Annotated in this window: 16 protein-coding genes; 15 read left to right on the top strand and 1 reads right to left on the bottom strand. The window is 55.7% G+C overall.

Features of this window, described 5'->3' with window-relative positions:
- The first annotated feature begins 11 nt into the window (after positions 1-11).
- The 14 genes from RB620_RS18765 to RB620_RS18830 all read left to right on the top strand — a co-directional run bounded on the left by RB620_RS18765 (position 12) and on the right by RB620_RS18830 (position 22,473).
- The gene (locus tag RB620_RS18765; protein ID WP_308096893.1) at positions 12-1,649 is read left to right on the top strand and encodes an extracellular solute-binding protein; all 1,638 of its coding nucleotides are present in this window, start codon (positions 12-14) and stop codon (positions 1,647-1,649) included.
- 189 nt (positions 1,650-1,838) lie between these two features.
- A complete protein-coding gene (locus RB620_RS18770) occupies positions 1,839-2,969 on the top strand; it encodes an ROK family protein (protein ID WP_308096897.1) in 1,131 nt (376 codons plus the stop codon).
- A 23-nt stretch (positions 2,970-2,992) separates the two neighbouring features.
- Complete coding sequence (locus RB620_RS18775) at positions 2,993-3,721, top strand: 6-phosphogluconolactonase (protein WP_308096902.1); 729 nt, start codon at positions 2,993-2,995, stop codon at positions 3,719-3,721.
- Positions 3,722-3,746: 25 nt separating this feature from the next.
- Positions 3,747-4,640, top strand: a complete 894-nt coding sequence (locus RB620_RS18780; protein WP_308097000.1) for an ROK family protein — start codon at positions 3,747-3,749, stop codon at positions 4,638-4,640.
- Positions 4,641-4,645: 5 nt separating this feature from the next.
- Positions 4,646-6,031, top strand: coding sequence for a family 4 glycosyl hydrolase (locus RB620_RS18785; RefSeq protein ID WP_308096905.1), 1,386 nt, complete (start codon positions 4,646-4,648; stop codon positions 6,029-6,031).
- A gap of 231 nt (positions 6,032-6,262) precedes the next feature.
- Positions 6,263-8,677: a glycosyl hydrolase family 95 catalytic domain-containing protein gene (locus tag RB620_RS18790; protein WP_308096910.1), complete on the top strand. Its 2,415-nt coding sequence runs from the start codon at positions 6,263-6,265 to the stop codon at positions 8,675-8,677.
- Positions 8,678-8,876: 199 nt separating this feature from the next.
- Positions 8,877-10,709 carry a cache domain-containing sensor histidine kinase gene (locus tag RB620_RS18795; protein WP_308096913.1) on the top strand — a complete coding sequence of 611 codons (1,833 nt, stop codon included), beginning with the start codon at positions 8,877-8,879 and terminating at the stop codon, positions 10,707-10,709.
- 3 nt (positions 10,710-10,712) lie between these two features.
- Positions 10,713-12,284, top strand: coding sequence for a response regulator (locus RB620_RS18800; protein WP_308096916.1), 1,572 nt, complete (start codon positions 10,713-10,715; stop codon positions 12,282-12,284).
- On the top strand, positions 12,262-13,593 hold the full coding sequence (locus RB620_RS18805) for an ABC transporter substrate-binding protein (protein ID WP_308096918.1): 1,332 nt from the start codon (positions 12,262-12,264) through the stop codon (positions 13,591-13,593). The genes RB620_RS18800 and RB620_RS18805 overlap by 23 nt, the downstream gene beginning before the upstream one ends.
- Before the next feature lie 112 nt (positions 13,594-13,705).
- Positions 13,706-15,073: an ABC transporter substrate-binding protein gene (locus RB620_RS18810; RefSeq protein WP_308096922.1), complete on the top strand. Its 1,368-nt coding sequence runs from the start codon at positions 13,706-13,708 to the stop codon at positions 15,071-15,073.
- Positions 15,074-15,140: 67 nt separating this feature from the next.
- A complete protein-coding gene (locus tag RB620_RS18815) occupies positions 15,141-16,034 on the top strand; it encodes a carbohydrate ABC transporter permease (protein WP_308096924.1) in 894 nt (297 codons plus the stop codon).
- The gene (locus tag RB620_RS18820) at positions 16,031-16,846 is read left to right on the top strand and encodes a carbohydrate ABC transporter permease (protein WP_308096926.1); all 816 of its coding nucleotides are present in this window, start codon (positions 16,031-16,033) and stop codon (positions 16,844-16,846) included. Before RB620_RS18815 ends, RB620_RS18820 begins: the two co-directional genes overlap by 4 nt.
- A gap of 41 nt (positions 16,847-16,887) precedes the next feature.
- A complete protein-coding gene (locus RB620_RS18825) occupies positions 16,888-19,017 on the top strand; it encodes a right-handed parallel beta-helix repeat-containing protein (RefSeq protein ID WP_308096930.1) in 2,130 nt (709 codons plus the stop codon).
- Between the two features lie 276 nt (positions 19,018-19,293).
- A complete protein-coding gene (locus RB620_RS18830) occupies positions 19,294-22,473 on the top strand; it encodes a cohesin domain-containing protein (RefSeq protein ID WP_308096931.1) in 3,180 nt (1,059 codons plus the stop codon).
- A gap of 73 nt (positions 22,474-22,546) precedes the next feature.
- Here RB620_RS18830 and RB620_RS18835 read toward each other — a convergent pair whose 3' ends face one another.
- Positions 22,547-25,051: an alpha/beta fold hydrolase gene (locus tag RB620_RS18835; protein WP_308096933.1), complete on the bottom strand. Its 2,505-nt coding sequence runs from the start codon at positions 25,049-25,051 to the stop codon at positions 22,547-22,549.
- A gap of 256 nt (positions 25,052-25,307) precedes the next feature.
- On the opposite strand from RB620_RS18835, the gene RB620_RS18840 reads away from it, so the two are divergent.
- Entirely contained in the window at positions 25,308-26,006 is a 699-nt protein-coding gene (locus RB620_RS18840; RefSeq protein ID WP_308096935.1) for a FadR/GntR family transcriptional regulator, read from the top strand.
- Positions 26,007-26,039 lie beyond the last annotated feature (33 nt).

Consider the following 26,039-nt stretch of genomic DNA (forward strand, 5'->3'; position numbering starts at 1 on the left):
AGGGAAGACACATGAGAAAATCAACCTATAGGGCTGCCGCGATCCTCTTGCTTTCGCTTGTTCTCGGAGCGTGCAGCTCCTCCGCGCCGGATACCGACGTCGACAGTGCGGACGCCGCCGACCCCGTCGTCATACGCGTCTTCGCCCAGCAGGAGCCGTCTAGCGATCTTGCGACCAACGATTTCACGAAGGAGCTGGAAGGGCGGTTTAACGTCAAATTCGCTTGGGAGGCTGTCGCGTCGGCCGGCGCCAAGGAGAAACGTCAGATATCGTTCGCAAGCGGCGATTATCCCGACGCGTACATTCTGACGACTTACGTCGACCAATTCTCCCAGGCGGACGTGCTTCGTTACGGCCAGCAAAGCGTGTTCCTTCCCTTAAACGATTTGATCGACGAATATGCCCCCCACATCAAGGCGGCGATGAAAGAGAACGCCACATTGCGGGCGTTCAATACGGCCCCGGACGGGAATATCTATGGCCTCGTGGGGTATAGCGAGTGTTACCACTGCTCGTATCCGAACAAGATGTGGATCAACACGGCCTGGCTGGAGAAGCTGAATTTGGATATGCCCGAGACGACGGAGCAATTCAAGGAGGTGCTGCGGGCGTTCAAGACGCTCGATCCGAACGGGAACGGCGCGGCGGACGAAATCCCGCTCAGCGGCTCTATCGAAGACTTTGGGGTACGCCTCATTCCGTACCTGATGAACGGGTTCATCTACGACGATGACCGGACCTATCTCGAGCTGAAGGACGGCAAGGTGAGGATGGCGGCCGATCAGCCGGAGTGGCGGGAGGGCCTTGCCTATATCAAGTCGCTGTACGACGAAGGACTCATCGATCCCGGCGCGTTCACGCAGAACGCCGTCGCTTTCAAACAAATCGGAGAAAACGCAGGCGAGCAAATTCTCGGGGCAGGGGCGGCGATGCACCCGGATATTTTCGTCAATACGGGCCTTGGCAACACGCGGGGGAACGACTACAATCCGCTGCCTCCGCTCCGGGGACCGTACGCTTCCTACGCCACGAACATGCACATCGGCGTTACTCCCGGAGCCAAGTTTGTCATTACGAACAAAGCCAGCAAGGAAGCGCAGATCGCGCTCATACGCATGGTCGATTACATGTACACGCCTGAAGGGCAAGCCTTCGCCGAAACGGGCAAGGAAGGCGTCGACTGGAGGAAGCCGTTGCCGGGCGAGCAGGCGCTGAACCCGGAGCTTGAGCCGCGATTCGCGCGAATTCCGGTCGAGAGCGGGAAGAAGTCCAATAACTCCGGATGGAGCGGCATGGGCCACTTCTATATGCCTAGGGACTATCGGGACAGTTGGGTGCAGGGCGCGGACATCTACGCGCCGGATGGCTACGAACGCAGGCTAATGGAGGCGACGAAGCTGTACGACGGACACGAGCCGGAGCAAGCGCTGGCGGTGGAGTCGCTGTGGATTCAACCCGAGGCCGCGGACGAAATCAACTTCCTGCAGCTCCATATTCGCAATTACATCGAAGAAAGCGCACTGCAGTTCATCACGGGCAACAAACAGTTGGACAAGGACTGGGAGGCTTACGTGAACGGGCTGCGGAAGCTGAACGCGGATCGGTATGTCCAGATTATGCAGAAGGCGTACGAAGATTCGACGCGGTAGAAGGATCAAACGATTTTTACGCTCCTGGCCTTAGTGGTACGGGAGCTTTTTTGTATGCGTTTCTTGAAAGAACGGACAAGTATTGACATGCGGAGAAGGTAAGTTATACTGAGATCAGTAATTATTTAATTTTATTAATTAAATAAGTTTCATAATTAGATAACTAAACTAAACAAAGGGGGTGAGCGCATGAAATCGTTTCTGCCGAACGACATCAAGGATGAGAACCGGAAAATCATCTTCGATATTTTGTTGCAGCATCCCGAGCTGGCCAAGGTCGAGCTTGCGGAGAAAACCGCCATGAGTTTCGTGACGGTGAGCAAGATCGTGGGCTTCTTCGAACAGATCGGGCTACTCGCCGCGACTGGCGAAAGCCGCGACGGCTCCAGCGGACTGGGCAGGAAGAGGACCCTCTACCGGTTCGACGAAAACAGCTACACCACCATTGGCATTCAATCCATCGGGGAGAGCGTCACGGCATTGCTCGTCAATCTGAAGGGCCGCGTCCTGGAAGTCTATACGATCGATCGTCCGGTACCCTTCTATAGCGAGGCGTTCACGTCTGTCGTCGAAGAGATCGTGTCGTATATGAAGGAGAAGGCAAAGGCAGCCGGGAGTCGAATCATCGGCATTGGAATCGGCGTGGATGGCGCCATTAATACGCGCAATCAAACGATACGGATCCGAACGGAGGGAGAGAGGGAAGAAGACTTTCACTACGAAGCGTTAATCGGCGTCCTGGGGAGCGCGGCAGGGTTGCCGGTTCTTATCGAGAACGACGTGAACGCCTCCATCCTGGCGGAGTTCCGCAAGCTCGAGCTTGAAGACGAGGCATCTGCCGATCTGATTCATATTTCGGCCGGTGAAGGGATAGGCGCGGGCATCATCATCAATAAGGAGCTTCATCGAGGAGGAAGCGCCAGAGCCGGTGAACTGGAATATATGTGCTTCGACCCTGAATTCAGGAAGTCGCCCTCTTCGGTCGGCTGGCTGGAGAGCAAGCTGGGATTGAAGCGCTTGCTGGCTCTGTACGATCTGAGTAACGCGGATAGCACGGAGGCTTGCGTCGATTATGTCGCCAAACATCTGGCACTGGTGGTTACGAATATGGTAAGCCTGCTCGACATCAACCGGGTTGTCATGAGCGGGGCGACCATCGATCTGTTTCCGGAACGCATGCTGGACCGCATCGCGCATTATGTGGAGCAGTATATCGAATGGAGCCCGACGATCACCGTCAGCCAAGCGCAGCACACAGCGGCGATGGGTGCCGCAATTTTGATTTTGCAGCAAGAAATGATGCGCGTGCTCTCTGCATAACGCGCGAGGAGGTCAAGTACTCGATGATTCGAATATTCGAAAGCGGCGACGAATTGTCGGCCGCCATTGCGGACGAAATGCTCCTGCATCTTCGGAAGGATCCCCGGCCGGTGTTCTGCCTGGCTTCCGGAAGTACGCCGCAAGCAAGCTACGCTAAGTTCGCAGCCCTGGCCAAGGAGGAACCGCGGCTGAGCCAATTGCGTATCGTCAGCCTAGACGAGTGGGTCGGCATCGAAAGAACCAGCGAAGGCAGCTGTTACGGCATGCTGGATGCCGATCTGTTCTCCCGGCTGCCGATCGATCCGGGGGCGATTGCTTTCTTCGATGGGACGAGCGCCGACTTGCAGCGGGAATGCGAGCGGATCGACAGCTGCATCGCGCACGGTCCCATCACGTTCAGCCTGATGGGAATCGGCATGAACGGGCATATCGGATTGAATGAGCCGGGACTTCCCGTGCTGGACAGGAGCAGCGTGGTAAGGCTGTCTTCAACGACCAGGGAGGTGGCACAAAAGTACTTCGACCACCCGACCGAGCTCGACTTTGGGATTACGCTGGGATTGGGCCAGATCGCCGCAAGCAAGCGGGTTGTCGTGGCGGCTGTCGGCAGAAAGAAAGCGAGTATCGTCAGGACGATTCTGACGCGCCCGGAAGCGGATCTCCCGGCACAGAAGCTCCTGGGGCACAGTCATATCGATTTTTATCTGGATGCGGAGGCAGCATCCGAGCTGGAAGCGAACGTCACGGAATAAGGGAGTGCCAGTTGGATTGGATGACGTGATCGGCATTGATATTGGGGGCACGAACATCAGAGCGGGCCGGATCGACAGGCAGTTCAATCTGATTCGGAAGGAGACCGCTCTGACTTCAAACTTTCGAACCGCAGAGGAGCTGCTCGCCTGCATTTGCCGCATGGTCGACAGGCTGAATGAAGACGGACAGGTTAACCGGATCGGCATGGCTCTTCCCGCCCCCTGGAAAGACGGGATGGAGCGCATCATGGATATCACAAACATCCCCTGTTTGGAGAACATGCGCATGGCAGATGTGGCCCATTACTTTCCGGACTATACGCTCTACTTCGAGAACGATGTAAACGCAGCGGCGCTGCTTGAAGCGGAGCACGGCTCTTCCCGTCTTCATCCGACCTCCATGTATATCACCGTAAGCACGGGGATCGGAGGCGGCATTGTTGTGAACGGCAGGATCCATCAGGGCTCGCACGGCTATGCGGGCGAGATCGGCGGCATGATCATGGCCAGAAGAGAGGGAACGTCCGGCGCATACGAGACGTTGGAGTCGCTATGCAGCGGCATGGCACTGGAAGAAACGAGCAAGCGATGTTATGGTCCGCAAGCGGCGGCCGTTACCTTATTCGACAAGTACGAGCAGAACGATGCGCAGGCGATATCGGCGGTGAATCAGTGGGTGGAGCATTTCTCCGATGCGATCGCCACGCTGAAGCAGACGCTGGATCCGGGTGTTTTCGTCGTAGGGGGAGCCGTTATCGAGCATAACCAATGGCTCTTGGAATTAGCGGCCGAGCGGGCGAGGGACAAGGTGCTGGAGCAACTGAAGGACAAGATTCATGTAACGCTGCCGACCTTCGGTCCCGATGCGGGTCTGATTGGAGCAGCGTATCTTGCATACATTAACGACAGAGGAGCATGATTGCGATGAAAAAACTGAAGGTTGCACTAATTGGAGCAGGGAGCATTTCCTTCGCACTGGGGGCTTTGCATGATATCGTGCTGTCCGGGCGTCTGCGGGAAGAGGCCGATCTGGAAGTCGCGTTGATGGACATTCATCCGGAGAATCTGGACCGGACTCACCGTTACGCGAAGGAATTGTTCGCCTCTTACGAGCTGCCGGCCAAATTGTGGGCGACAACAAGTCTGGAAGATGCGCTGACGGGCGCTCATTTCGCCATCGTTGCGATTGAAGTGGACCGCTATTTCTATTGGGCGCAAGATTTCCACATTCCGCGGCGCTACGGCAGCAAGCAGGTCTATGGGGAGAACGGCGGCCCGGGATCGATGTTCCATACGCTGAGGAATCTGGGACCGATGCTGGATATTGCGCGCATGATGGAGAAGGTCTGCCCGGATGCTTGGTTTATCAACTACACCAATCCGGAAGCGAAGCTTGTGGAGGCTATATCTAAGTTGACTTCGATCAAGATCGTCGGGTTATGCCACGGGCTGGATATGGGCATTGATCAGGTCGCCCAGTTTCTGGAGCGGAATCCGGAGGAAATCGGCATCGAAGGCGGCGGGCTGAATCATTTCGGTTTCTTCACGAAGCTGTGGGACAAGAAGACGGGGGAGGATCTGTACCCGCTGTTCCGCGAGAAGGAGAAGCAAGCGAACAGGCTGGCTCACTTTGACCACATCGGGCTCTCCCGGACGTTGTTCCGCACGTACGGGTATTACCCTTACCCAGGAACGAACCATTGCGGGGAATATGTGCCGTATGCAGGCGATTTCTACGCCGGACTGCCGCTGCAGTTCCGCTATGATCCGCTAAGCGAGAAGATTGGCGATCGCGCGTCCCGTACGCCCGACTTCGTCTATTGCGCGGGCGGCGATTCTTTGGACAAGGGTTTGTTTGACCGCGTAACCTCGCAAGAGGCATGGGTGGAACAAGCTTATGCGTTCGATCGCGATAAGGTGACATGCAGCAAGGAGTACGCCGTTCCGATTATCGAGAGCATCTTCTTCGGCTTCGAGACGGAGATCCATGCGGCCAATCTGCCGAATCGCGGCGCGATTCAAGGACTGCCCGACGACATGGTCGTCGAGACGCAGGCGATTGTGAACGGCAGCGGCATTTCGCTGAAGCCGATGGAGGTTGGGCTGCCGACGGCGATCATCGGTACGATCCACATTCAGGGAACGATCCATAGGCTTCTGCTGGAGGCGTATGTCGAGAAATCCCGCACGAAGCTTCTGCAGGCTATTTTGTTGGATCCGCAGGCTCCTTCTTACTATCAGGCCTGCGCCATGATCGACGAGATGTGCGAGCTGCAGAAGGATCTGCTGCCCGCTTTGGAATGGAAGTAACCGGGACGGAGACAGCCGAACCGATTCAACTGCCAGAGGCGTCTTCACTCGCACAACGCGCATCGATATTTAATCGGTGCGCGTTGTTTCCATTTGGACCCTCGAAAAAGGGGCAATTGTACGCGGAAAGGAGAAAGTGTACCTACCCGTAACGCCTTTACGCGGGCTATGATGAGCCTTATCTAAAGCGCTATCATTCCAATTAAACCGAATTTCAGGAGGCAACGGGAGATGCACATACAAGAGAAAGCTAGGAAACACACGATAACGTTCGAGGGGCCGGCTTTGGATTTTTTCGAAGGGGCGCTGCTAGGCAACGGCGGGCTGGGAGCGGTCGTGACGACGCGGCCGGACGCGGTCGTCATTCATTTCGGCCATAACAACGTCTGGGATATCCGCATCGCGGAAGAGCACGGTGACGAAATCGGCACGTTCGGGGAGCTGTTCGAACGACTGAAGGCCATACCGGAGCATTATGCTTCCTTGAGCGACGAGCCTTGGTATCGGGATTACGTGCGGATGGCCGGGGCCAACTACGAGAAACCTTATCCGCGCCCGATGCCGTGCGGGTCGCTGCTGCTCGGCTTCGACCGGCGGACGACGGAGGTGCTCGGACACCGGCTGTCGATCGAGAACGGCTTATGCGAAATCGACTTTCTGACGGAGGACGGTGTCGCGACGCTTGCCGTATTCGTGGATCAGCGGGAGGACCGGCTGCTGGCAACGCTTCGAACGGCGGGAGAGGGAGCAGGGATGCCGCATGCGAATATCTTTAACCGCGTCAAGCTGATTCCCGATCCCGAGACGCCGGCCGAGCTTCCTCGCTGCGCGGAGACGGTAGACGCCGTAGTGCGGGGGCTGTCTTTCCGGCAGCAGCTGCCTTTCTCCCTCGAGGATGCCGACGACGCCGGCGGCAAGTCGCGCGCTTTCCGCTTGACGGCCAGGCTGTCGACCGCCGTGCAGGCGCGCGCTAGCGGCAAGCCGCTGGAGGCCGCGCTTAGCGCGGGCGAATCCTTTGATCTTTACGTCGCTCTGGAGGAGGGGCTGGACCAGGACGTGAGCGCGGATGCGGGTGAACGTTTCGCCGGCATCGGGGAGCCGCATGGAGACGGGTTTCGGAATGCGCTCGCTGCGTCGGATGAGGTGTGGGAAGCTTACTGGTCGCGGTCGGGCGTGGAGCTGGAGGATGAATTTTTGGAGCGGATCTGGTATCGCAACCTGTATTTCTTCCAATGCTCCGTCAAGCCGGAGGCGGCTTGCCCGGGGTTGTTCGCGAACTGGAGCTACGGTAAGATCGGCGCGGAATGGCATGGCGACTACCATATGAACTACAACACGCAGCAGCCGTTCTGGGTCGCCTTCTCGAGCAATCATGCCGACAAACATCTCGCGTACGCGAACATGGTGGACCACGTGCTGCCGGTCAGCCGGAAGTGGGCGCAAGAGTATTACGGCCTTCGCGGCGCCTACTTCCCGCATTCCGCGTATCCGGTGGAGATGAACATGATGCCGTATCCCGTCCCGCATTGGGGCTGGGAAGTATGCGAGACCCCTTGGACGGTGCAGAGCCTATGGTGGCATTATCTCTATACGATGGACAAGAGCTTCCTGGCGGAGAGAGCGTTCGGGCCGATCAAAGAAGCCGTCCTGTTCATGGTTGATTACATGAAACGTCCGGATGCCAGCGGCGGCGCTTGGGGCGACGACCACTTCCACATCTTCCCGACGGTCGTGCCGGAGCTGTACGAGCTGACGCCGGGTTTCCGCCGGAACTACGACTGCATCGTGGACCTGACGCTGACCAAGTTTCTATTCCGCGCCTTCGGGGAAGCTTGCGGCGCACTCGGGCGCGCGGAGGAAGAGGCGGAGCTGCTGGCGGATGTCCGGGACATCCTGGACCGATTCCCGGCATATCCGACGGCGAAATCGAGCAGGGGAACGGTATTCGTCTCCGTGCCGGGCGAGGATCCGGAGGTCGTGTACAACGTGCCGAACGGCGTGACGACCGTATTTCCCGGGGAAGAACATGGCCTCCATTCCCCGCCGGAGCAATACGAGATTGCGGTGAATTCGTACCTGAACCATCGGAACGAAGGCGGCAACGAGCTCGTGTTCCTGAACCTCGCGGGCGCCCGTCTCGGCAAGCTGGACCTGGAGCGGTTCAAGCGGCAAATCGCCTACTGCATGCTGCCGAACGGCACCTGCACGGATAAGCTGCTGGAGTCGGGCGGGCGTTATTCGGACACGACGCCGTTCGATTACATGAGGCCGATGGGCATTTGGTTCGAAAACTTCGCCTTGCCCGCGGTCATTAACGAATGCCTCATGCAAAGCTACAACGGCATCATCCGGCTGTTCCCGAATTGGCCGGCGGAGAAGAAGGCGGCTTTCCGCACGCTCCGCGCGGTCGGAGGTTTCCTCGTGAGCGCGTCCGTGGAAGGCGGCAAGGTGAAGGAAGTCGAGATCGTCAGCGAAGCGGGTTCGACGCTCCAGCTGTACAATCCGTGGACGGAAGCTCTACTCGTTTGCGAACGGGGCGAAGAGAAGCTGGCTGGCGACGTGCTGTTGATCCCGACGGAAGCGGGGGAGCGCATTCGGTTGGTGCCTGTGGAAGGTGAACGCGAAAGCGAAAGAGCAAAGCATTGAATACGATCGAATAGCGAGTAGGCCATTCACGGCGGGGAAACCCGTATTGGATGGCCTTTTGTGCGCTTCTGCTTTCCGCTCTGTGAATTTTCCATCCCCCCCTCTGTAGATTGTCCTGTTCACTCGGCACTCCATATTTGTTACATTTAATAGAACCAATAAAGAATGCGCTTACTTTTTCGCGCGGGAAGGGGGCGGCATGTTCGGTTCGTTGCGATATCAAACTAAGATTTTTTTGACGTTGTCCGTCTTCCTGTTCGCGGTGCTTACGATCGTTAACGTCATTCATTATTTCCGCAATGAATCGTTGATCGAAAATGATATGGCGCAAAACAAGCAGCAGACGACGATCAAGCTTCAGGAGCAAGTCGACGACATGCTGGAGGAAATGGATAAGTTGTCGATCTCCGTCAATGCGTCCGACTCGATTATGGGCGTGCTCCGGGGGATCGCGTCCAATTCCGGGGAGAACTACTTCACCGCACATCCGGAAACTAGCGCGGAAGTGCGCAATACACTGCTGTCCTTCACGTCGCTGCAGCCGCTCAAAGGGAGAATTAGCATCGTCAGCCGCTTCGGCGATTATTTGGGATTAAGCAACAAGATGGACAATGTGAAAGCCGACAAATTTCAAGTGCGCGCCATGCCGACGTTCCGGGAGTACTTGGGTATGGAGGATTACAAACGTTTTTTGCCGCCCCATCCCGATCCATGGTCCGAATCGGGAGATCGGGTCGTCTCGATCGTACGGCCGCTCAGGGATAACTACAATGTGTACGGATACGTGGAGATCAGCTATTCGGTCAAGGAGCTGGAAAACCTCTTTTTTTTCCGCAACGACCTGTCCTTCGGTAATGTGCTTATTCTCGGTCATGACCGCAGCGTATTGTTCAGCAGCCTAAGCCCGGCCATTGCAAGCAATGTCGAAGAGAACGACCGCTTGAAGATGCCGCTGGATGAGGAATTTGGACATTTCCGAATGCAGTTTTCCGGATCTGATGAAATGGTGTTTTATTCGAAGCTGACGGCGGCGGATTGGACGGTTCTGCTGATCGAGGATGTATCCGTTTATCGCAGGCCTATCGCGTATTTGCGCTATAGCTCCGTTACGATTTTTTTGGCGGTGATGGCTGTATTGCTTCTGGCGCTCTATCTCTATACCAGCCGTGTGACAAGACCGCTCAGGAGACTGAAGGATTCACTGGCCAACGTCGATCTTGCGAAGCTGGAGCTTCTGCCCTCGAAGCTGAGAACCCGCAACGAAATTACGCTGCTCGGCGTGGCGTTTCAGGGCTTGCTCGACGAGCTGAAGCGGACGATGCGCCAAGAGGAGATGGCCAAGCAACGGGAGATGGTCGCGCAGATGAACGCGCTGCAAGCGCAGGTCAACCCTCACTTCCTCCATAATACGTTGACGGTCATCGCAGCCTACGGCAAGAGCTCGAGCAATCCGAAGGTAGTGGAAATGTGCATCGCGCTGTCGGATATGCTTCGATATACCATGAAGTTCGATAGGAAGGATTCTACCGTCGGGGCGGAGATAGAGCATGTGGAGCAATATTTGACGTTGATGCGAAGCAAGTACGAAGGGTTTCTGGAGATCGAAATGAACATCGATCCGGCGATCGCTCCCGTTCCAATACCGCGATTGTCTCTGCAGCCTCTCGTCGAGAACGCATTCCAGCACGGGTTCGCGGGAATCGATCCGCCGTGGAAGCTTGCCGTATCGGGGACGGTCAGTGGCGATACGTGGACGATCTCGATCGCGGATAACGGAATCGGCTTGTCACCTGAGCTGCTGGAGAAGGTTCGGCAGCAAATCGGGCGGCTCCGAGACGATCCCGGAGCGGAGACGGACCGTCTTGTCGAAGAGGAAGGTGCAGCGGGCGGTTTGCCGATACGCGAGGGCAATGGCATCGGCCTTGCCAATGTGGTCGCCCGGCTGATCTTATTTTATGGTGAAGCCGTAGAGGTTCGGGTAGACCAAGCTCCGGCAGGCGGCGCGGTATTTACGATAATGGGGAGGCGATAAGGCATGAACCGAATTATGCTCATCGAAGACGAACCGCCCATCCTTCATATGATTAAGGGAATGATCGAGTCATCTCCACAGGGCTTTGTCGTATCGCATACGGCTTTCAACGGGGCGAAGGCGCTGAAGATGCTGGAAGAGGATGGAGCGAAGCCGGACTTGATCGTGACGGATATTCGGATGCCGGTTATGGACGGGCTTCAATTCATGCGGGAGCTGTCCGAGAGAGGGTACGAGATCCCTTGCATCATCTTGTCTGGTTACAGCGACTTTAACTATGCCCGTGAGGCCCTGCAGCAGAACGCATGGGATTATTTGCTCAAGCCGCTGAAGGATGACCATCTGGAGCAAGCGCTGGCCAAAGCTTCCGCCATGCTTCGCAAGCGCAAATCTAAAGCGGAACGAGCCTATATGAAGCGGGTATTGCAGCTGGCTGACGATTTCGGAGAGGAACCCGCGAATCCGGGATATCCGCATTATCAGCTGCTGCTCATAAGGAGAGGATCCTACCGGACCGGCGCTTGGGAAGATCGGCTGCCTTCGCCCGGCGACGGCTATCAAAGGTGGAATGATGACGCCATGGAGGCGGCGGTTAGTCCCGAATGGAAGGCGGCTCCCATATGGTGGATGAGCGGATGGGCGTCGAATGAGAGAATTGCGGTTCGCGCTTTGATGGACCCGCAATCGGGAGCCGTTCGCCGGGAAGCGGCAGAATCCATGCTGGCCGCATGGGCATCCCATGCGGCAGCGGATGAAGGGGCCGTTAATATGGCCGTCTCCGAGCCCATTGTCGAGGAGAAGCTCGCGGCTACGCTTCGTACACTCAGGGAAGCATTAGCCCGCGAGACGAGGTTCGGCGAATCGCGCTTATGGATGCAAGGCGGCGATATGCGGCGTCCCGGCTTTGTCTTGACGTCGGAGTTGGATCAGGCCTGCCGCAGCCTGACCCATTCGGCCGATTATGAATCGTTCGAGAAGGCTATGCAAGGATGGGTAAGAGAGTGGCGTAAGGAAGGCTACGGGCAGGCCGAAGCGGAGAGTCTATTCTCGGCGATCGTCCGTTCCTTCCATGCGCATTGGCCGAAGGAAATTGCTTCGACCGTGGCTGCATTCGATGCGAACGAGCTTGTATCCGGCTGCCGGACGCTGGATGAAGCGGTGGAGCAGTTCTGCTTATACATGAAGGAAGGATACGCGGCATTGGCCAAGAGCCGCCCAGACCGTTCGGCCAAAGATTTGATGGAGAACGTCCAGCGTTACTTGGACGAACACTTCATGGAGCCGATCGGCAGCGACAAGCTGCAGCAAGTGTTCGGCTATAACAAAACGTACATTTCCAACGTGTTCAGCGACGTCGTCGGCATGCCGCCCGGCAAATATTTGGCGAAGCTCCGCATCGACAAAGCGATCGCGCTCATCCATGAACGGCCCGAGCTGTCGCTCCGCCAGATCGCGGAGCTCATCGGCTACGAAGACAGTCTGTACTTCAGCAAAGTATTCAAAAACGCGACGGGGGTCAGCCCGAGGGAATACAAGGAGAGGCGGGAGAAGGATGGACAGAGCGGGGTCATGTAACGGGCGGGTCTTCCGTGTTATCGCAGGGCTGCTGCTCGTCTTCGCTCCGCTCCTTCTCTTCGGCTGCAGCGCAGGCAAGAAGGAGCCGGAGGGCGCACTTAGCAAGGCACAGCCGGTTACGCTTACGCTGATGGCCAATCAGGATTGGACGGTTAAGCCAATTCTGAAGCGGGCTATCGCGCTCTACGAGGAACAGACCGGCAACCGGATCGAGCTGCAGGCTCTTCCGATCGACACAGTCGATACGTTAATCAGCAAGAGGGTCGCGATCGGCGAAATTACGGATCTGGTCATGCATTTCGGAGGGGCTGCGCTCAGTGACTTGCATCCGGAGCGTAACTTCGTCGATATGAGCGGTGAGGACTGGGTGACGGATCTGACCGACGAGGTGAAGCCGCGCCTGTCGAAGGATGGCAAGCTGTACGGCTTGCCCCTGTGGGAGGCTTCCACCAGCGGAACCTTGTATAATAAGCGCATATTTGAAAAGCTGGGCTTGCGGATTCCTGAGACGCAGGAAGAGTTTTTTGCCGTGTGCGAGAAGCTGCTTGCGGCAGGCATCGTTCCGGTCTATTTGGCTAGCAAAGATGTATGGCCGCTAATGCCTCAATTCGGCATGGATTACGCAGCAGAACGAACGCCGGGATTGGTGGAAGCGCTGAATGCGAACCAAGTCAATTTGGCCGACGTGCCGGCTGTTCAGGAAGTCGTCGATTGGTACAGGACGATGTATGATCGCGGATATTTCGGCAGCGATTCGGCGAGCAATAACTGGGACGGCTTGCCGGCCGCGCTGCATAGCGGTGATTACGCCATGGTCATGTCATGGGACGTCTATTTGTATTCCGATCTGGAGGAGAAATATCCCGGTTTGGCAGGCGATTTTGGGTTAATGCCTCTCTTTGTAGGAGGCAAGGAAGCCAAGCTGTATGAAGGACCGAATGCGGCTATGCTTATGGTGAACAAAAACGGAAGCCATGCCGAGGAAGCGATGCAATTCATCCGTTTCCTTGCGCAGCCTGCCGTGTTGAATGATATTTACCGGGACCTGAAGACGGGAACGTATTTCGGCAGCGTGACGACGAATCAGCCAACCCCTCAATATGTGGAGAACAAGGAGCAGATCGATCGTCACACGTCTCCCTCCGTCACTCCGTTTATCGTTGGCTACAGCCAGTATGAAATGGCCAAGTGGGTTCAGCAAGCGATGACAGGCGTCATTACGACCCGAGAGGCACTGTCCGGCATGGACAATTACCGCAAGCAAGCCGCGATTGACCGCGGCATCCCCGAGTTCCAATATCCCCGCTAAAACGATGTAAGATTTCCATATCGACTCATGTGGAATGTCCATGGGCGCCCCCTTCGGCGCATGTTACGCTTGTTTTGCAAGCGCTTCATACATGCTCGAAGGGGGATTATCCATGAAGAAACCAATCAACAAAGCTTATTCGCTGCTAAGCGTGCTCCTCGTATTTGCCATGATGCTGGCCGCGTGCGGCACATCGAACGGGGGCGACAAGCCCGAAGCCAGCGCGCCGGCTGCAAGCGACATGCCGTCCGCGACGGCGAGCAGCGAGGACACCGTCACCTTGAAATTTTGGACGTGGCATCCGTCTGCGGATCTCTACAAGCCGGTTATCGAGAAATTCGAAGAAACGCATCCGGGCATCAAAGTCGATCTTACGGTCATGGAGAGCAAAGACTTCCAGACGAAGATGCCGCTGGCCCTCAGCACGCAGGAAGAACTGGATGTCGTAGGCGTTCAGACCGGCGCGATGCCGAAGCAAATTCAGGCGGATCTGCTGCCGCTGGAGGAGCTGCTGTCCGAAGCGCGGCCGGATTGGCAGTCGGTCATTAGCGAGAACAGCGTTGCGCAGGCGAAATCCCAAGCGGACAGCCTGAAGTTTTTACCGATGGCTTCTGTCGGCTCGATGGTTATGTATTACAACAAAGACATCTTGGATGAGCTTGGTCTGCCGGCACCGCAAACCTACGCGGAGTGGAAGGCCGTATCCGATAAGCTTCGCGAGACGAAGAGCGACAAGCTATCCGTAGCCGTTGGCGGCAAGGATGCATGGATTATGGATGAGCTCGTCTGGACGATCGCCGGTCAGCAATCCGACCTGTTCAACCAGTGGCGATACAACGGCAAGAAGCTGGACGGACCTGAGTTTACGCAGGCAGTTGCCGGCTTCCAGAAAATGTTCGATGACGGCATCATCAGCAAAGACGATGTGCTCGATATGGACTATACATCATCCCGCACCGCCTTTACATCCGGCCAATCGGCGTTTTTTATCCAAGGCACTTGGGAGGCGAACCTGCTGCTGGAGAGCTTCCGCAAGTCCAATCAAGTGGACGTGGGCGACGTAGGCGTCCTGCCGATCCCGGCCATCGAGGCAGGCGGCAAACCGTCGATCCGATCCTTTATCGATCTCGGCATCGCCATACCGGCGCATTCCAAACATCCGAAGGAAGCGATGCAGCTCATCGACTTCCTCGTATTCGGCGAAGGCAACGACATGCTCGCCTCGACGTTCGCCTTCTCGACCAACAAGACGGGCTTCGCGCCGGATGCTTCACTGCTCACGACGCCGACTGCGCAGCAATCCTATAAGACGTTATCAGATCTACTCAGCTTCCCGACAGCCGACCGGAACAACAACTCCCCGTTCTCCGACGTCGCCGGCGGGCAGCTTCAGAAGCTGCTTATAAGCGACCAGACGGCAGAAGAGACGGCCAAAGCGATTGAACAAGAATTCCAGACGGGCAAATACCCGAACGAATGATAGCCCGGCAGGAGCGGCAGGCCGCCGCCTTCCGCTCCTGTCCTGCTAAGCAGGGAGTGTGCATCTTATGAAAATCACAGGCAGGGAACATGTTGTCGGGTTTATGTTTATCGCGCCGCTGCTGCTTTTGTTTGCCGTGTTTTTAGTTTATGGCTTTTATTTTATCGTGAATGCCAGCTTCTACGACCAGACGCTGTCGTTCAGGGATGCGACGTTCGTAGGCTGGGACAACTATGTCACCGCATTGTCGGATGACAGATTTCTGCGCTCGATTGCGAACAATTTGGCCTATTCGGCGGCCGCCATTGTTATCAGCTTGTCGGTCGGGTTTTTGGTATCCGTCGTTCTGAGCATGGGGATCAGAGGCTCCAAGCTGCTGGGCTCGCTGTTTTTTATCCCGTCCTTCATGCCGCTTGCCCTAATCGCGATGGTCTTCTCCATCATGCTGGAGTTTCGCTTCGGCACGCTGAATCAGCTGCTGCACGGCATCGGTCTCGATTTCCTTGCCCAGCGGTGGTTAAGCGATCCGACACTCGCTTACATGTCCATCATTTCCATCTCCGTGTTTCTGATCGGACTGCCCATGATGTACTACAACGCGGATATGACGACGATCAATGCTGGTATCCTCGAAGCGGCTGTCATCGATGGGGCGGGACTTGGACGTATGCTGTGGAACGTTATGTTTCCGCTGCTCAAGAACGCCCACAAGACGATCATATTGTCCACGCTGCTTGGCAGCTTCCGCGAATTCGAGAGGGTGTTCCTGCTTACGCAAGGCGGTCCGGCGGGCACGACGGAAAATTCGAGCGTCTACATCTATTCCTTTGCCCGGTCTGCCGGGGCGAATATCGGTTACGTCTGCGCGGCGTCCGTCATCGTGCTCCTTATCGCATTGGGGATATCCGTCATCCAGCTTATCGCTTATCGTCCTCGGACGGGAAAGGGGGGACGGGCATGAATTTCGCTCTCGCAAACCGCAAGCAGAAAAGAATCATTAGCGTATTTTTGTATGCTTTCGCTCTTGTATGGCTGTTCCCGTTCTATACCGCCATTCGCAATTCGCTGAAAGTGAACGGGCTTCAGAATTACGTCGATTTGTTCACCAGCGATTTGAACGGTATTTCGCTTATGGGCACGTTCAAGAACTCGGCGCTTATTGCGATCGGCTCGACGTTTCTGCTGCTGTCGATAGGCGCGCTTGCCGCCTTCGCTTTCTCCAAGCTTCGATTTTTTGGGAAGGAAGCCATATACGTTTCGGTTCTTCTATGCCTTGCCGTGCCAGGCGTCGTTATCTTGATTCCGTTTTATTACATTCTGAAAAACTTGGATCTCTACAACACGCTTTGGGCTGTTATCTTCTCGGAAGCGGTGTTGACGCTGCCGTTCGCCGTCCTGATGCTGCGCAACTACTACGACAATTTGCCGCCGGAGCTGATGGAATCGGCATCGATCGACGGGGCTTCCAAGTTGCAGGCGTTCATCCACATTTATTTGCCGTTATCCACCCCTGCCTTAATCAATCTGGGAGTGCTCTCGATCATGTGGTCCTTCCAAGATTTCCTGCTGCCGCTTATGTTCCTGACGGATAAATCAGTGCTTACGGCTACGGTAGCCGTGAACACGCTGAAGGGTTTGTTCGGCTTCTCGCCCGCCGATCTGGGGAAATTTAACGCGGCGCTTGTTGTGCTCGGGATGCCGGCCGTCATCATCTTTACATTTGCGCGGAAATTCATAACGAGCGGAATTACTTCGGGAGCCGTCAAAGATTAGGCAAATGCTTGCGATGCAAAAACGTTTAGGAGGATGGAACGATGCGACGGGAACTACAGACGCAGGTCAATTATTACGTTAGCCCGCATGGGGACGACCGCTCTCAGGGAACGGAGAGCGAGCCGTTCGCTACGCTGGACCGGGCAAGGCGGGAGCTTCGAAGCACGGGGGCGGCAGGTGTCCGTTCGGCGACTGTATGGCTGAGGGAGGGCACGCATTATGCGGGCGAGACGTTCCTGCTTACGACGGAGGATTCCGGGACGGAGGATGCCCCGATACGTTATATCGCCTATCCTGGAGAACGCCCTGTCGTAAGCGGGGGTATGCGACTGAAGGCGGAATGGGAGCCTTACCGCGACGGCATCTGGGTATGCGAAATTCCGGAGTGGCGAGGCGTCCCGATGGAGAGCTTGTTCACCGAGTTGTTCGTGAACGGCGTCAGGCAAATTCGGGCCCGTTATCCGAATGCTGTGATGGGCGAACCGGCTTATGTGCGTCCTCTCCGTGAACCGACAACGTGGCCGCATGCCGAATTCACTTTCGACCCCGCCACGTTTACCGGCAAGGATTGGGCGCACCCGGAAGAAGCGGTCGTACATATCTTCGGCAAAAATCGATGGGGCAACTTGCAATGGCGCGTGAAGGAAGTCGATCGCCAAGCGGGCTTGATCCGTCTCGGCGACGGCGGCTATCAGATTAACGACATCATGCAGGGAGCCGATGCCACCGGCATCGACCAGCGTTCCGATTATTACATCGAGAACGTGTTTGAGGAGCTGGATGCACCCGGTGAATGGTACGCCGACCGAGACCGCGGACTACTCTATTATTATCCGCCCGAAGGCCTGAAGTTGGGTACCGCCATCGTGGAAGTGCCGGTCTTGGATGGCATTGTCGCATGCAGGGGGACGCAGCGGAGCCCCGTACGGCATGTCGCGTTTATCGGATTAACCTTTAGACACGCGGCGCCGACGTACCTTCAAGCTTACGAAGCGCCGTCGCTTGGAGACTGGACGATCCACCGGGGAGGAGCGGTCTTCCTGGAAGGGACAGAGCATTGCGAGATCGCCTATTGCCGCTTCGACTCCGTGGGGGGCAATGCCGTGTTCATGAATCTGTACAACCGGGGCAACCGGGTGCATGGCTGCTGGATGCATGACATCGGAGAAAGCGGCGTCTGTCTGGTCGGCTCCAAGCCGCTGACACTCGGAAGCCAGCATGCTTACCCCGCCGAAATTACGGTCAGCAATAACAAAATCCACGATATCGGCGTGTACGGGAAGCAGACAGCTGGCGTATTCATCTCGGTCAGCAGAGATAATATCGTCAGCCATAACGAAATCTTCCGTCTGCCGCGAGCCGCCGTCTGCATCAACGACGGTACCTGGGGCGGGCATGTCATTGAGTTTAACGACATTTACGATACGGTTAGGGAGACAGGGGATCACGGCCCCTTCAATTCATGGGGGCGAGACCGATTCTGGTGCCTGTCCCAATCCCACGGACCCGCGTCGCATGGCGCGGGAGATATCTGCCTGGATGCCAGGGAGCCGGTCGTCATCCGCAATAATCGGTTCCGCGATCGCAAAGGATGGGGCATTGACCTGGATGACGGCTCCTCCAATTACGTTGTGCGGGAAAACTTGTGCATCGGCGTATCGATCAAGCTGCGGGAAGGCGACCACCGAACGGTCGAAAACAATATATTCGTCAACGGAGCCAATCCTCCCGGCATTCATATCGGATACGAGGGGAACAGTGACCGGTTCATCCGGAACATCGTCGTTGCCGATAGCGAATGGGACAATCCCGAGGTCGACATCGATTTCCAGAAAGGCGCGTCTAAAGGCGTATTGTACGAATTTATAGGTCCTCCCGCCCAAGGTACATGGGTGCGTGAGCTGGATGGAAATGTGCTCTTCAGTGATGTGGGAAGGTTTCTTGCCACCGTCCATTACCGCCCGTTAGGGAGCCGGACCGAGACATACGAATGGTCGGATTGGCAGTCGATGGGATGGGACGCCCATTCCGTATTCGGCGATCCGTTGTTTATCGATCCCGAGGGAGGCGATTATCGCGTCAAGCCAGATTCTCCTGCGCTTGAGCTAGGATTCCGCAACTTTCCGATGGATCGATTCGGTTTGGAGGATGACTTCCCTGACTTTGGCTGACTTTAGAGAGGAAGAGACGCGGACATATAATCCGTTAACGGAATGGTTGTCCCTGAAAGAAGGTGACGCTAGCATAGTTGCGAAATGGCGGAATCCACGTCCTATCATTACGAAGGTTTAGCTTTTTCACCATAACCTGCTTAATAGTATTAAGCAGGGAATTTATTAGCATTGCTTGTAAGCGGTTTCTTTTGTAAAAGGGAGTGCAACCATATGTGATAGAGGATCAGCTTTTATTTTAATACCTATGAAAAATATATGAGGGAGGCAAATGAAATGAGAGCAAAAAAGTGGTTGGCGATGGTATTGGCGTTAGCCTTGGTATTTCCTTTCTTGCCGGCGGAGAACGTGTCGGCTCAAGCCCAGCAAGGAGGCGCGTTTGTGCTAAACCCGGCAAGAACGATCGATAATTTGGAGATGCTGCCGGCGGCAGCAGCAGAACGGGACGATGCGATCACTATATTTAACGCCGGGGTGCCGAAATATTTTTGGATCAACAATTTCGGCGTAAGAAGCAGTGACTATCTGAAATGGACCGTGCGGTCGGATTTGAACGAAACAACCGATTATTTTGCATGGCTGCATATCAAAGCATCGACGGGTACGCAGTTCAAACTGACCGTTACGCAAAATCAGTCCTCTACCGAAACGAATTTCACCAAGGCGCATAATGGCTGGGAAGTAGCGGAGGTCGGCGCGCTGCAAATCCCGCCGGGAGAAAGCACGATTACGCTTACGAAGGTGACAAGCGCCAATCAGAACATCTCCATAAAAGGGCTTGATATGATCCGCCTTTCCGACAAGGCGGCATACTTGGACAGGGCAGCGTCTTATAAAGCCGCGGGAAGCGCGCAACGGGCGAAATTTAGCAATTCCGGCTACGGTTTGTTTTTCCAATATGGCACATGGGGGTATCCGCAATTCGGACCGAAAAAGAATGCGGAGGATTCCACCAATGATTTCGATGTCGAAGCGTTTGTGGACATGTTGGAAGATACGGGCGCAAGCTTCGTCATCTGGTCGATCACATGGTGGCAGTACAGAATGCAAATGCCTGTGCAGGCGGTTGACGACATCATGGGCGATTCAACGCTGACGACGGAACGCAATTTGGTAGGCGAAATTGCCGCAGCCGCCAAGGCCAGAGGCATCGACTTTTATTTGTATTACCATCAGGGCATTCAGCAGGAGCCAGCTTGGAAGGCGAAACAAAATTGGCCAAACGATTTTACGAAATACGGAGTCGGGGATCGCAGCACATTTATTAATAACTGGGAGAAAGTCGTTACGGAAATAGGCACAACGCTGGGAACGAATTTGGACGGCTGGTTTTTCGACGATGGCTGCGTCTATTATCCTGCGCCGTTCGAGAGAATGGCCCTCGCGACGAAAGCAGGCAATCCGAATCGGATCGTTTCTTATAATTCCTGGGAAGGGACGAAGATCACCGAGTTCCAGGATATGATTTTTGGCGAAGGCACTTGGGGGGACGTAACGGAACCAACGGCGAACGGCATATTCCAGGTGGGCAGAGAAGCGGGTCTGCAGCAAGTGGGGATGCCGATGCTGAATAACGGCAACTGGGGCATTACGAGCCAGAACGAAACGATTGATCTGACGGTCAATACGAATACGCTGATTGCCAAAGTAAAGAGCGCGTCGGAGCGAAAGGTGCCAATTGCGCTAAACATCAAAATGTGGGAGGGCGGCACGACCGGGGATTCGACCATTCAAGCTCTCTTCGCGCTCAAGAAAGCGGTACGTCAAGCTGAGCCCGAGCCGGAAGTGTTGGTGAACAATAACGACGCCCGAATCAAGTACTCCGAGAATACCGGATGGACCTATGGCCCGAACGTCTACAGCGGTTACCATAACAACGATGCCCACTATTCCAAAAATACAGCGGCATCGCCGTCCGTCGAATTGGAGTTCACGGGTACCGGCATTGGTGTGATTGGCAAAAAAGCGTCATGGTCGGCGAATATAGACGTTTATATCGATGGAGATATTGCGGCGGGTACGGTTACGGGCAGCGGGACCTTTAACGGCACCCCTGAACAAAACCAATTTGAAGCTTACAAAAAGACGGATCTGCCATATGGGACTCATAGAATTAAAGTTGCGTATAAGTCCGGATCCCAAGAGGCGCAATTGGATGCATTCAAAGTGTATAACCATACGACGCAGCCGCCTGATGACGTTTATCCTGTCAAAAACGCACTGATTTCCAGCGAAAGCCAGGAGATGGGATTATCTTCGTCCATGCAAATGACGGCTTCGGTCATCCCGCAATACGCAAGCGACAAATCGGTCGAATGGTCTGTCGCGGATGTTAACGGGGGCGCCACAACGCTCGCCGCGATTGACAGCAATGGATTGCTAACATCCAATCAGGCAACGGGAACGGTTAAAGTTATCGCCAAATCCAAATCCAATGCCGCTGTCGTTGCGGAGAAGCTCATTACGATTAAAGTGATGCCGAAAGTGGCAACGGTTTATGGAAACGACCCGGGTATCGCGAAGACGGGTACGTGGACGACGAGAGCTTCCAATAAATCCATTGATTCAACGGAGGCGGGAGCAACGGCCAGCTACAGCTTTACGGGTAATTTCATCGAATGGTATGGCGTTATCGGCGACGATCACGGCATTGCCGATGTCTATATCGACGGCCAGTACATGACGAACGTCGATCTATATTCGACGAGCCGAGAAACCGGCGCTTTGCTGTTCCGTTCGGGGGATTTGGGAGGCGGTCAGCACACGATCAAAATCGAGGTGCAGGACAGCAAAAACCAAGCGTCGTCTAATCGCTATGTTGAGGTGTATTCGTTCAAAATCGAAGAAACGGCCGAAACGGTCGAAGCGCCGGTCGTCAGCTTGACCGGACCATCCACTGTGGGATCCGGAGGAGGCTACAGCGCAGCGTTAGGCATCCAGGTGCCAGCGGGCGCAGCGGATGCGATCTACGCTCAGGATTATACGATAACCTACAATCCCGACGTATTCGAATTCGAAGATATCGCTAATATAAAAGAGGGGTTGGCGGTTCATGTAGCGGAACAATCGGCCGGTACCATTCGACTGCTCGTTTCCAGGCTCGGCAGCGAGAACGGGATCGCTTCTGACAGCAGCATCCTTGACCTTGTATTCGTGGCCAAAGGGGGGGCGTCTTCGCGAAGCGAATTGGCCGTTTCCCGCGCAATCGTGGCTAATGGCAGCGGAGAGGAGACGGCAGCTGAAACTTCCTCCCTCGAAGTCCTTATCGTCAATACAGATGTGAACGGCGATGCAAAATGCAGCGTAGGGGATCTCGGTATCGTTGCCCGATACTACGGAAAGCGCGTGGATCAAGACCCAGAAGCGGCTATTGCGGACGTGAACCGCGATGGCGTAGTCGACATTGAGGATCTTGCCCTTGTAGCGAACGATATTCTGGGTATTAGTGGAAACTAGAAAACGGCCGGATATACAGACGGGCTGGACATGAATGGATCATGTCCAGCCCGTTTTTTGGCTATTCGATTATTTACTCCATGCTGTCCAGCATCCGGTTCAGGATGACAGCAGACTGCGCCCGAGTCGCTTGGCGGTGCGGTCCGAAGGAGCCGTCGGGATAACCTTGGATGATGCCTGCTTGCGCCATCTGCTTGACGGCATCGGACGCCCAGCCGCTGATCCGGCTCTCATCCGTAAAGTCCGCCGTTTGCCCGCTGCCGGATTCGGACGCCTTATCGCCGCTTGCCTTCAAAGCGCGTGCGATTAACACGGCAATTTCCTCGCGGGTAATCGCCTTATTCGGCTGGAACATGCCGTTGCCATTCCCTTTGACAATACCGGCTTCGGCGGCGGCGACAACATCCTCCGAATACCATTCGCCGCTTGGCACGTCGGCGAACGCTGCATCCGTATCGGCAGTCATATTCGCCTTCAAGCCAAGCGCCCTTGCGAGCAATGCCGCGAATTCGGCTCGGGAGATAGCGGCGTCCGGCGCGAACTCGCTGTCGGTACGCCCCGTAACGATGCCCTTCGCTGCAAGAGAGTCCACGTCGGCCTTCGCCCAGTGAGTCTCCAAGTCCTTGAAGCCGGCTGTCGCCGCTTGCAATCCATTCGCGAACATGTACGGCAACCCTTGTTCGAAGCCGGCCGCCCATACGTTCATGTCGTGGCCGCCGTTCACGATGCGCAGCTCCGCCGGGCTTCCCGGCACGTTCTCCCACTTCTCGAACGGAAGATCGAAGAGATTAGAACGATGGAGCTTCTGGTACAGCGATACGGCTTGCACTTCCATGTTGTATTTGTTAGCGTCCGCCGGTAGGTCTTCCTTCTCGCTGAGATGGTTCCAGTCATCATCTCCGGCGATCATGTACATCGGCACGGCAAGCTTCTTAGTCGCGTACGACTTCAGCGCGTTCGGGTAGCCGAGCTCCGTCCAGCGCGCCGGATCGAACGGCTCTCCGAACGAGCCGCGCTCCACGGCGCCCGAAGTTGCCGGTGCCTCGCCGTCCTGAATGGCGGGGCTGAGCAAGGTAGCTCCGCCGAACAGGTCCGGATACGCGAGGGAGTACCGCAGCGCGCCGTAGCCGCCCATCGAGAAGCCGACAAGCCCTCTGCCTCCGCGGGAGGCAATTGTCTTGTAACTGCGGTCCACCAGCGGGATCAGATCCCGGATGACAGCGGACTCGACCGCTCCGAATTTGTCCGAGTCGACCCAGTAGCTGTTGCCAGTCACGGGAGCGACCGCGATGACCGGCGGAATCTTCTTCTCCTCAATCATCGTATCGAGAATCGGCCAGAACTTGTCCCAGCTCGTCTCGGTGCCTCCGCTGCCGTGCAGCAGGTACATGACGGGATAACGCGTCTTGCCATCCGGGTTATATCCATGGGGCAGGTAGAGCCGATAGCTCATCTCGTTCCCATCCGCGGCATCCGCGACATTCTCGGCATCGACGCCTGCCGCCAAGCTCACAAGCGATGCCGTTTCCGTCGTGACGGCGCCCTTGCGTTTGGGCGCATATTGATCCGCGCTGAACGAAGGGCTGAGCTCGTCGCTCTCGGCTTTGCCTAACATATAGCGCAAGCCATCCCGGAAGCCTATCAGCCACAGGTCGGTATCATGCTCGCCATTGATAATGCGAAGCTCTGCCGGGCTGCCGGGCACGTCTTCCCACTTCTCGAAAGGCAGGTTAAAGATGTTCTTGCGGTTCAATTCCTGATACAACCGGACCGCTTGCACCTCCATGTTGTACTTGTAGGCGTCAGGGGGAAGGTCTTCCTTTTCGCTAAGATGGTTCCAATCGTCATCTCCGGCGAAAATATAAACGGGTACGCGATTCGGCTGCTTCACATAGCTGTCGATCGCGGTTGGGTAATTGTTCGCCGTCCATAGCGAAGGATCGTACGGATCGCCGAACGAGCCGCGCTCCACCGCGCCGGAGGTTGCAGGCGGTTCGTCTCTTTGAATGGCGGGGCTGAGCAGGGTCGCGGCTCCGAAGAGATCGGGATAAGCCATCGCATATCGAAGCGCGCCGTAACCGCCCATAGAGTAGCCTAATACGTAGCGGCCTTTGCGATCCGAGACGGTATTGTAATCCTGGTCGACCTTGGCGATCAGATCTTGGGTGATAGCTGATTCGTACGCGCCGAATTTGGCGGAATCGACCCAGTAGCTGTTGCCGGAGCTTGGCGCGACGGCGATAACGGGATCTATGTCACCGCTTTCAATCATGCCGTCAAGCGTTTCCCAGAAGTCGTCCCACCCGGTTTCGTCGCCCCAGCTGCCGTGAAGCAGATAGAGAACCGGATAACCATCGGCTCGGTGCTCGTCGTAGCCTTTCGGAAGATAGATTTTGTAAGTCAGTTCGTCGTTGCCGGTCACATGGTCCCGTGTCAGCGCGTTCGAAGCGAACGAGACGACTTTCGTCGTTCGGGCGTTTTGGCTCTCCACGGAAGCGGAAGCGGCGTTCGCCGATGCGGTGAATAACATGAAGTTCGTAATCAGCATAGCCGCGAGCATCTTCTTTCTGCGATACATGAACATCCCTCCATTTGGCGCAATAGGAAAATTGGATCACCCAATCATCCAGGATTAATCGTAATATGGATAAAATAACCTGTCAATAGCGAATGTAAGCGCCTTACTTTCGCTTGACAGCGGGTGTTCGGAGAGGTTATTCTAAGTTTGCGGTTAATTGGGTGACCCAATTCGAGTCCAACTCGAATCCAGTACGAAATCAAATCGGTAACCCGAACTTATCGTTTAGCGCATTACGATGTGAAAGGGTACGAATATGACGATTAAGCGAATCAAATATCATAGGGTCTACGAGGATGTTATCGAGCAAATCAAAAATCTGATTCTGGAAGGGAATCTGTCCCCCGGGGACGTCCTGCCGACAGAGAGGGAATTGGCGCAAGCGTTCGGCATCAGCCGGGGAACCTTGCGGGAAGCGTTCCGCATTCTGGAACGCGAAGGCTTGATCGACGCCAGACCGGGCGGAGGGCGGTTCCTAAGCAAGTCGCTCGACGTCGCGGAATACAAAAACAGGATCATGGACAATATAGAGCGCGCGACCATTATCGAGCTGTTGGAGGCAAGAGAGCTGTTCGAGACGGGCATCGTGGAGCTGGCGGCGAAGCGGGCGACGGAAGAGGACATCGCCGAGATTGAAGCCGCTTTCGAGAAGTGGGGACAGATTAACCAGGACAGCGAAGACCGCTCGAAGCCCGATCAAGCGTTCCACTTGTCCATCGCGAAGGCGACGCATAACGTCGTGCTCGTCAATATGATCGAGCTGCACATGGATCTGTTGCAAAGGACGCTCAGAAAGACGGCCGAAATTCCGGGCCGCAAGAGCGAAGTGTACGAGGAGCATTTGCTCATCCTTCAGGCGATCAAGGAACGCGACCCCGTCAAGGCGAAGCTGGCGCTGCTTCATCACCTCGGCAGAGTAAAAGAAAACATACAGAAAAACTACATTCACGTTTAATAGGTAGTTCAAAAAGTCCAATTTTGATCACGA

This window comes from Paenibacillus sp. LHD-117 (genome assembly GCF_030929555.1).
Classification (GTDB): domain Bacteria; phylum Bacillota; class Bacilli; order Paenibacillales; family Paenibacillaceae; genus Pristimantibacillus.

What these genes read in the sequence shown, in the direction of transcription:
- RB620_RS18765 (WP_308096893.1), top strand. Translation starts at nt 12, where the DNA reads ATGAGAAAATCAACCTATAGGGCTGCCGCGATCCTCTTGCTTTCGCTT.
- RB620_RS18770 (WP_308096897.1), top strand. Translation starts at nt 1,839, where the DNA reads ATGAAATCGTTTCTGCCGAACGACATCAAGGATGAGAACCGGAAAATC.
- RB620_RS18775 (WP_308096902.1), top strand. Translation starts at nt 2,993, where the DNA reads ATGATTCGAATATTCGAAAGCGGCGACGAATTGTCGGCCGCCATTGCG.
- RB620_RS18785 (WP_308096905.1), top strand. Translation starts at nt 4,646, where the DNA reads ATGAAAAAACTGAAGGTTGCACTAATTGGAGCAGGGAGCATTTCCTTC.
- RB620_RS18790 (WP_308096910.1), top strand. Translation starts at nt 6,263, where the DNA reads ATGCACATACAAGAGAAAGCTAGGAAACACACGATAACGTTCGAGGGG.
- RB620_RS18795 (WP_308096913.1), top strand. Translation starts at nt 8,877, where the DNA reads ATGTTCGGTTCGTTGCGATATCAAACTAAGATTTTTTTGACGTTGTCC.
- RB620_RS18800 (WP_308096916.1), top strand. Translation starts at nt 10,713, where the DNA reads ATGAACCGAATTATGCTCATCGAAGACGAACCGCCCATCCTTCATATG.
- RB620_RS18805 (WP_308096918.1), top strand. Translation starts at nt 12,262, where the DNA reads ATGGACAGAGCGGGGTCATGTAACGGGCGGGTCTTCCGTGTTATCGCA.
- RB620_RS18810 (WP_308096922.1), top strand. Translation starts at nt 13,706, where the DNA reads ATGAAGAAACCAATCAACAAAGCTTATTCGCTGCTAAGCGTGCTCCTC.
- RB620_RS18815 (WP_308096924.1), top strand. Translation starts at nt 15,141, where the DNA reads ATGAAAATCACAGGCAGGGAACATGTTGTCGGGTTTATGTTTATCGCG.
- RB620_RS18820 (WP_308096926.1), top strand. Translation starts at nt 16,031, where the DNA reads ATGAATTTCGCTCTCGCAAACCGCAAGCAGAAAAGAATCATTAGCGTA.
- RB620_RS18825 (WP_308096930.1), top strand. Translation starts at nt 16,888, where the DNA reads ATGCGACGGGAACTACAGACGCAGGTCAATTATTACGTTAGCCCGCAT.
- RB620_RS18830 (WP_308096931.1), top strand. Translation starts at nt 19,294, where the DNA reads ATGAGAGCAAAAAAGTGGTTGGCGATGGTATTGGCGTTAGCCTTGGTA.
- RB620_RS18835 (WP_308096933.1), bottom strand. Translation starts at nt 25,051, where the DNA reads ATGTATCGCAGAAAGAAGATGCTCGCGGCTATGCTGATTACGAACTTC.
- RB620_RS18840 (WP_308096935.1), top strand. Translation starts at nt 25,308, where the DNA reads ATGACGATTAAGCGAATCAAATATCATAGGGTCTACGAGGATGTTATC.